Below are 6,575 nucleotides of genomic sequence, written 5' to 3' on the forward strand. Positions count from 1 at the left end.
AATCAGCTACGCACGGATCGTTACCATTTCTTTCGGTTGACCGTGAAAAATTGTTATATCCTGCTTCATTATAAGCCCTTCCGCCGTTAATGCCGTGGTCACCGTGTCGGTTACTACAGCTTGTTCATTATTCTTTTCGGAGCGATGAGCCATAACTACTTGCAAATGTTCGGGACGCTTCATCATGAGTAATGCTTGCGCCGCGTGTTCATTACTTAAATGGCCGTAAGGACCGGCTACACGTTTTTTCAAATCAAAAGGATACGGGCCGTACTTGAGCATTTGCGGATCGTAATTTGCTTCTAAAACCAACAAATCACTTTCATCCATGTTTTTTAACATAGTGTCATCCACCAGCCCCGTATCGGTCATAAAGGTCAATTTATGCTTACCGTTATAACAACTGAGCCCCATAGGATCCGCCGCATCATGACTGGTACGGAACGTTTCTATTTGTAAATCACCGATGGTGAAATTATTCTTCGTCAAAACGCAAAAGGCCTTGGTGTCAAGGTTCTTACGATTTACGAGTTCACGCATCGTACCCGCTCTGGTATAGACAGGCACATTGCACTGTTTGAGTAATTGCGGCAGTCCCGCCATATGGTCGGTGTGCTCATGAGTAATGCAGATAGCACTTAATTTATCGAGACCTAAACCTACCGCTTTAAGGCCGTTGGTGATACGCCGGGCACTGATGCCGGCATCTACCAAAATTGTGGTATTTTTGTAGGTTATTAGCGTTGCATTACCTTGACTGCCACTGGCCAACACATGTACGGCAAACGGAGCTTCCGAAGACTCTAAAGTTTCGTAAGCCGCCGCTATAGCACGGGCTCGATCCGTCATTAAATTTGTCACTTCTTTGTCTTCCAAAATAACTCCTTCTTACTTCTTACTTCTTACTTCTTACTTTTCCTTATTTTATATCTTAATTCCCTTACTTTCGCTTTGTTGCTTTGTCGGTATTACTGTTTCACTTCACGATTCAAATTACCGCTCTTGAAGCTTTGTAAATCGACACTCACATAGGTGAAGCCGAATTCTTCTAACGCTTTACGAATCGCTTCACGCCGTTCATCATCGGCAAAAATCTGAAAATCTTCACGACTTACTTCAATGCGTGCCATACCTTCATGGTATCGCACCCGCAAAGGACCGTCAATGAATTGATGCAAATACTTTTCGCCTTTTTCAATCATCGTCAACGCTTCGCCGGTAATCTCATGATTGTAAGGAATACGCGTAGCCAAGCATGGCGAACTTGGTTTATCCCATACTTCTAAGCCCCAAGCCTTCGCTACGGCGCGAATATCATCCTTGGTAAAGCCGTTTTCCAACAAAGGACTGCGAACGGTGCCAAGCTCTTCCAAAACGCGCATACCGGGGCGATAGTCTTTTTTATCATCCAAATTACCACCGTCAAGCACGCCGTTAATCCCCTGTTCTTTAGCCCAGTCGATTAACTTCTGAAAACGATTTTTTTTGCAATAATAACAACGGTCCGGATCGTTGCGCGTAAAATCGGGCATCTCCAATTCGTTAATTTCCACTACCGTATGCTTGATACCTATAGCCTTGGCAAAGCGTTTGGCATCTTCAATTTCTTCCTCCGGTAAGGTTGGCGAACTCACTGTAAACGCCTGTGCGTTATCGCCCAATACTTTATGGGCCACCGCCGCTAAAAAGGTACTGTCTACACCGCCGGAAAACGCCACTACAGCGCTCCCCATACGCTGTAAAGCAGCTTCCAAGGCAGACAGTTTAGTCTGCAATTCAGTATTCAACTCACTTGAACTCATTTTTTGTCTCTCTTTCTCTTTGTATAAAACAGTTGGTGCACGTCATAAACAAACTGTTCTCACACAGTTCAAACTAAGATTCTGCCACCGCCTGTAAATTTAACTGTGCTGAGCTAATAACTCAACAAAAGCCTTCATATTGGCCGCCAAATCGGGACCGCGACGGAACATATCGCCACCGACCAAGAACATCGTATCCGGACCGTAAATATCCAGTAACTCCGGCAAACGTTTTTCCGTAACACCACCGCCCGGTGAAGGACACGTAGCTTTCAAACCTTCAATCGGATTCGTACAGTAGGCGGAAATACGTTGGCATTGCTGCGCCGTAAAGGTAAAACGGCCGCCATAGGACACAAAAATCGACATATCGGAACCAAACAAACGCGGCAATAAGCCCATCCATAAGTAGTCGGCAATACCGGAAATCCCCGGTAATACAAACCCGCCCATCATGGCCGGATGCGTAATAATCGGCAAGCCTAATTCATCATCCGTAGCCAAACGATGGAGCCACCCGTAACCAACTAAAGCCGGTGCCACCATTAACGCCGTAGCGCCCATGGCTTTAGCATAATGAGCTCGCTCCAACACCGCTTCACCGTCGGCCGATACATTGGCGGCATACAGCGTATGCTGCCCGGTTTGCGCATTTGTTTCAGCTACAGCGGCCGCACAACGTTTAATTCGTTCTTCAAACGTACAGAACGGTTGATTCGTAATGCCGTGATCATCTTTAATCACATCGGCTCCACCCTGCACATAGGCTTTACACATGTCCGCCAATTGAGCCGGTGATATTCCCATCGGCTTAATAACCGCTTGTATCATAGCGCGCTTTGGTGTTTTCACCAATTCACGGATACCGTTTAAACCAAATCGTGGTCCTTTAAAGCAATCAATCAGCGATGGCGCAAGGTCAATATCCACCACCCAAATATGAGGCTGCAAAGACGAATTACCAAACACCACATTCAAAAATTGCGTAGCTTCAAAAGCACTGCATTCCACACCATAGGAAATGCGAGCCAAATAATATTTGCCGTCACCGGTAGGTTCCAACGATTCAAGGCGCCCTACTATATCGCGTTTAATATCTTCATTCGTTACAAAATCATAAGGAAATTCAATGGTTTGTTCCACTTGTACACCCCAAGCAACGGCTTTCGCCTCTTCATAGCTCGGCGCTTCTATCTGATAGGTCACCACAAACCGCTCATTACACAAGGTCTCCATTTTTGCCTCCTTTTTACATACATCTCTAATGTATTATTTTACAATAAATCGACCATTTATTATAGATAATAATTCAATAAATTTCTATATACAGCCTTTCAATATGGCTAATCCTTCAACAAATTACTACTTGTTATAAGTATTTTATGATAAACTATAAAAAGAGAAAAGAGAGCCTCAATGTGATACAGAAGATTTGCCTATCATGTTGAGTCGTATTTAAGGAGGAACATACTATGAATTGGAACAATTACATCTCAAAAACAGCACAAGAATTGCCTGCTTCAGGCATTCGTAAAATTTGGGAGATGGCCTTATCCATGGATAATGTGCTGTCATTAGGCGTTGGCGAACCGGACTATGCACCACCGCAGAAAGTACTGGACGCCGCTATCAAAAGCCTTGAAAATAAAGAAACAAGTTATACCAGTAACGCCGGCTTATTACCGCTTCTCACGGCCATTCGAAAATGGTACGGCAAGCGCTATGGCGTTGACTATACCGAAAACGAAATGATGCTCACCGTCGGCGCCAGCGAAGCCATCGATTTAGCTATGCGTGTATTGCTAGATGAAGGGGACGAAGTCCTCATTCCGGATCCATCCTATGTGGCCTATGCAGCGGAAGTCAAACTAAATAAAGGCGTGGCTGTCATGGTGCCGACTCATTTGGAAGAAGGCTTCAAAATTACACCGACTGCCATTGAAAAAGCGGTTACTCCTAAAACTAAAGTGTTACTCATGGGGTACCCAAGTAATCCGACCGGCGCCATTTTAACACGGGAAGAACTGGAAGGCATTGCGGAGGTTGTAAAAAAACATGACCTCATCGTTGTAAGTGATGAGATTTATTCCGAATTAACCTATGGTCGCACTCATACGAGCATTGCCGCCTTACCGGGCATGAAAGAACGCACCCTTATTTTGAACGGTTTCTCCAAAGCTTACGCTATGACCGGTTTACGTATCGGCTTCCTCTTGGCTCCTGCGGAAATTATTGAACAGGCTATCAAAATTCACCAGTACAGCATTGTTGCACCGGCTACCCCGATTCAACATGCCGCCATCGTGGCACTCAACGAATGCGACGACAGCGTAGTTGCTATGCGTGAAGAATACGAAGCACGGCGCGATTTAATTGTTGCAGGCTTCCAAAAGATGGGGCTTCCCATCGCGGTTCCGGAAGGTGCCTTCTATGTATTCCCTGATATTTCAAGTTGCGGCTTAAGTGACTTTGATTTCGCCGTTCAGTTGTTACAACAGGAACACGTAGCCGTAGTACCTGGCTCCGCTTTCGGCGAATGCGGTAAAGGACGCATCCGCTGCTCCTACGCATCATCTCGCGAAACCATTCAGGAAGCGTTGAACCGAATTGAACGATTCATTAACGGTTTGAAAAAATAAAAATAAATTAAAAATGCGGTTGGAAGCAACTTGTCTTCAAACCGCATTTTTATGTCTGAGGATATATTTTATCACAACCCCATTTTAAAATTGTATTATATATCCTTCCATATTTATTTTATTTATTCAAACTATCCTTGAGGGCATCCAATTCTTGGCGTAGCTGAGCAATAATACTATCTTGCGCATTATCTCGCTCTTTTAACGCCTCATTTTCAGCTTTCAAATTCTGCACCGTATCCAGCAGATTAGTATCCTCTTACCTATATATGCTTAGAGGCTGTAATCTTACAATTACAGCCCCCTAATATATTTACACAACAAAACTTTGCTATGTACTATTTTAAGTTATTGCTTATTCTAATTTTATGCGTCAGCCAATGCTTTACCGCGTGCTTCGCAGTCTGCCAAAGCAGCATCATCAGGAGCACCGAAAACAGGCAAGTTATCAGCTACGATTTCAGCACCGGTTGCTTTTACGCGTTCAGCCCAATCTTCGAGCCAAGTACCGCCCCAACCATAGGAGCCGAAAAGAATTACTTTTTTGCCGGATAATTTAGGTTCCAAAGCTGTGTAGAATGGTTCGAATTCCATTTCTTCCAACTGTTCAGCACCCATATCAGCACAACCTAAAGCTAATTTGTCAAAAGCAGCTGCTTCATCAGCGGAAATTTCAGACACGGATTTAACGACTACTTCTTGACCTGCACCGGCAATACCTTTACCGATTGCTTCTGCCATTGCTTGTGTGTTACCTGTACCAGACCAATAAATTACACCAATCATGTGATTACCTCCTACTAGCATGCCGTTACGGCTACCAAAGACTCTAATTGTTTACCATTTAAAAGCTGGGTATGACAGTAATTTCTGCATGCCCGAAAACAGTGAAACGAATGCATGGCGGACATAGGATTGCCATAGACTTTCCATTCGCCGCAAAGCTTATAGCCCGCGCCTTTCATACGAATAAAAGAGCGTACATCGTGGAGTGGATAGCCCAAGAACAGACCGATTTCATGAGGAAAGTCCATCCGTTCTTCCAAACGACCTTTTAAGCGCTCAAACCACGTTTCCAAAGATTCCGTCGGCAAATAGCCGTAGAGTTTTAAAAACGCAGCATGTTCGGGACGACGTAAATATTCCTCTAACATTCGTTTGCGGAACACCAACAATAATCTTCGCCGATCGCAATGACACAGTTCATAAAAGAACAAGCCGCGATCATTAAATTTCTCATTATACGCCGACAAAGCCGTTGTCAAATGCAAATCCATATCTCGTGGAATGGCCACAAGATTCGCCACCTTGATTCCCCGTATTGCCGGCGCACAATGATAACCGATAATAGAATCTATTTCGCTTACCATAGTTCACCCTGCCTCTCAATGTTTTCAGGAGAACACTTGCTCTCAAGGCTGTCATACTAGTAAATCCGGATTTATGAATAGTAGCTTTTACCAAGCTACTATGACTTGGTTTTAAAATAATTAAGCTAACTATCTTCTTAATTCATCATACAATCAAAGCGCTGTTCTGTCAATATAATTGACAGTTATTTTCAATTATGAAATTTAAGCAAAGAACCTATAGCTTTCACTTAAACGATAGTTATCGATGTGCACTAAAAGTCTACAACCTTTGTAAAACAAAGAGGATGGGGTATCTTTATTGTATACCTCATCCTCTTTTAAAACGGTAGCCACAGCTACATTCCAGCTCCATCCGGACATTTTTATTGAGAAAATAATTCAATATTACAGAAATTATGTTTCGTTTCCAACACTAGCGCCATTATGTTTCCAACACTAGCTCCATAATGTTTCCGGCACGGCGCCATTATGTTTCCGGCTCGACGTCATTATGTTTCCGGCACATCACCATTAAACTTCCTATTTTAACTTACTCATGAACTTTTCGTTGTTGATGACAAATCGTTCGTGCGTTCCCTTCCCAATACAAGTATCGCCTTCATAAGCAGCCACTTCATAGCTGATTTTACGGCCATCCACAGCTGATACCTTCGCTTCCGCACGAATCTGAGCACCCATAGCCGATGCCTTATCGTGGGAAATACTGAGGGAAATACCCACCGTACCGTCACCATCCGGTAATCTACCGGCCAAAGCGGCTA

Annotated in this window: 7 protein-coding genes; 1 reads left to right on the forward strand and 6 read right to left on the reverse strand. The window is 43.8% G+C overall.

Features of this window, described 5'->3' with window-relative positions; translation table 11 throughout:
- Positions 1–6 precede the first annotated feature (6 nt).
- From QZL64_RS09295 to QZL64_RS09305, 3 genes are all read right to left on the reverse strand, one after another.
- A complete protein-coding gene (locus QZL64_RS09295) occupies positions 7–876 on the reverse strand; it encodes an MBL fold metallo-hydrolase (protein ID WP_021841721.1) in 870 nt (289 codons plus the stop codon).
- Between the two features lie 92 nt (positions 877–968).
- A complete protein-coding gene (gene larE, locus QZL64_RS09300) occupies positions 969–1,802 on the reverse strand; it encodes an ATP-dependent sacrificial sulfur transferase LarE (protein ID WP_021841722.1) in 834 nt (277 codons plus the stop codon).
- 99 nt (positions 1,803–1,901) lie between these two features.
- Positions 1,902–3,029 (reverse strand): RuBisCO large subunit C-terminal-like domain-containing protein, encoded by a 1,128-nt coding sequence (locus QZL64_RS09305; protein ID WP_156704673.1) that lies wholly within the window; start codon positions 3,027–3,029, stop codon positions 1,902–1,904.
- A 245-nt stretch (positions 3,030–3,274) separates the two neighbouring features.
- On the opposite strand from QZL64_RS09305, the gene QZL64_RS09310 reads away from it, so the two are divergent.
- Positions 3,275–4,441: a pyridoxal phosphate-dependent aminotransferase gene (locus tag QZL64_RS09310; RefSeq protein WP_021841724.1), complete on the forward strand. Its 1,167-nt coding sequence runs from the start codon at positions 3,275–3,277 to the stop codon at positions 4,439–4,441.
- Between the two features lie 366 nt (positions 4,442–4,807).
- On the opposite strand, the gene QZL64_RS09315 is transcribed toward QZL64_RS09310, so the two are convergent.
- The 3 genes from QZL64_RS09315 to QZL64_RS09325 form a co-directional block, all read right to left on the reverse strand.
- Positions 4,808–5,227 carry a flavodoxin gene (locus QZL64_RS09315; protein WP_021841725.1) on the reverse strand — a complete coding sequence of 140 codons (420 nt, stop codon included), beginning with the start codon at positions 5,225–5,227 and terminating at the stop codon, positions 4,808–4,810.
- 14 nt (positions 5,228–5,241) lie between these two features.
- A complete protein-coding gene (locus QZL64_RS09320; RefSeq protein WP_021841726.1) occupies positions 5,242–5,811 on the reverse strand; it encodes a DUF3793 family protein in 570 nt (189 codons plus the stop codon).
- Between the two features lie 522 nt (positions 5,812–6,333).
- Positions 6,334–6,575: thioesterase family protein (locus tag QZL64_RS09325; protein WP_369665158.1), on the reverse strand; the 242-nt coding region annotated here is incomplete at its 5' end.

Source organism: Veillonella sp. CAG:933 (assembly GCF_000431435.1).
GTDB lineage: Bacteria > Bacillota > Negativicutes > Veillonellales > Veillonellaceae > Veillonella_A.